The sequence below is a fragment of the Oleiphilus sp. HI0086 genome, assembly GCF_001635225.1.
Genome location: NZ_LWFZ01000802.1, coordinates 1 through 1,190 on the forward strand (window position 1 = coordinate 1; position 1,190 = coordinate 1,190).

General features: G+C 44.1%; 3 protein-coding genes. All 3 read left to right on the forward strand.

Annotated features, from left to right (window positions below; genetic code table 11):
- The coding region (locus A3756_RS14185; RefSeq protein ID WP_197481315.1) for an FAD-dependent monooxygenase at positions 1-524 on the forward strand (524 nt) is incomplete at its 5' end.
- Between the two features lie 23 nt (positions 525-547).
- Positions 548-910 carry a histidine triad nucleotide-binding protein gene (locus A3756_RS14190; RefSeq protein ID WP_068514465.1) on the forward strand — a complete coding sequence of 121 codons (363 nt, stop codon included), beginning with the start codon at positions 548-550 and terminating at the stop codon, positions 908-910.
- A 97-nt stretch (positions 911-1,007) separates the two neighbouring features.
- The coding region (locus A3756_RS14195; protein WP_156490476.1) for a hypothetical protein at positions 1,008-1,190 on the forward strand (183 nt) is incomplete at its 3' end.

A 1,190-nucleotide genomic window follows, 5' to 3' on the forward strand; every position in this document is an offset into this window, starting at 1 on the left:
ACTTGCCTGAAAGTGTCGGCAAATTATCGCAGATGGGTAACGAGGAGCTGTTAGCGACGATCAAAGCTGCTTATCCTTCAGAGCTTCCTACCATTACACGCATTGTAGAGCACGCTAGCTTCCCTTTATTTAAGTCCCATGCCATTAACTATGTCCGCCAGGGTGTGGCATTGGCGGGGGATGCAGCACATACTATCAATCCTTTAGCCGGGCAGGGCGTTAATCTGGGCTTTATGGATGCTGCGATGCTAATCGAAATTCTGGGGCAAGCACACTTAGCGGGCGAAGATATTGCTAGCCTTGAAGTCCTGCAGCGTTATCAAAAAAGTAGACGACCAGAGAACCAGAAAATGATGAGCATTATGGATATGTTCTATCATGGCTTTAGTAATGAGTTGCTGCCGCTAAGGGTGGTAAGAAATATAGGCCTGGGTCTAGCAAATAATTCCGGGCCTGCGAAAAATAAAGTGATGCAGTATGCGGTGGGCGCAATAGGTAACTTGCCTAAACTTGCTCAAGCCTAAAGGAAGCAAACGAGGAAAAAACAATGACAGAAACGCTATTTACCAAAATTATTGATCGTCAGATTCCTGCAGATATCGTCTATGAAGATGACATCTGCCTGGCATTCAAGGATATTCAGCCAACCGCTCCCGTACACTTGCTTATCATCCCTAAAAAACCAATCGCGACGATTAACGATATGGATGAAGGTGATAAGGAAACATTTGGACATTTGTTCTTTGTTGCCAAGAATATTGCCGCCGATATGGGCTTCGCAGAAGATGGTTACCGTGTTGTGATGAATTGCAATGAATATGGTGGACAAAGCGTCTACCACGTACACCTGCATTTAATCGCTGGTAAACCTTTGGGTTGGCCTCCTTTCACCGAGAAGCTTAAAGTCTGAGCAAGTGTAAACAAGGGTAAAACCATTGCTGACAGACTAATATTTAAGCACCCTCTTCGTTAAACTAGAGCTACCTAAACGAAGAGCGTGGTGAAATATGATCTGGAACCTGGAAGAAAGAAAGTCTAATAAGAGCCTACAGTCAATACTACAAGGCTTGGTATTATTTGCCATGATGTTTTCATTGGCGGCACTTGCTGAAGCTGATGAACTTTCTTCTCGTCTGGAATCACACTTCAATGCCGATAGCTCGTATCGCTTTATCAACTATGAAAGTGTT

Coding starts and splice junctions, on each gene's coding strand:
- A3756_RS14190 (WP_068514465.1), top strand. CDS start 548: ATGACAGAAACGCTATTTACCAAAATTATTGATCGTCAGATTCCTGCA.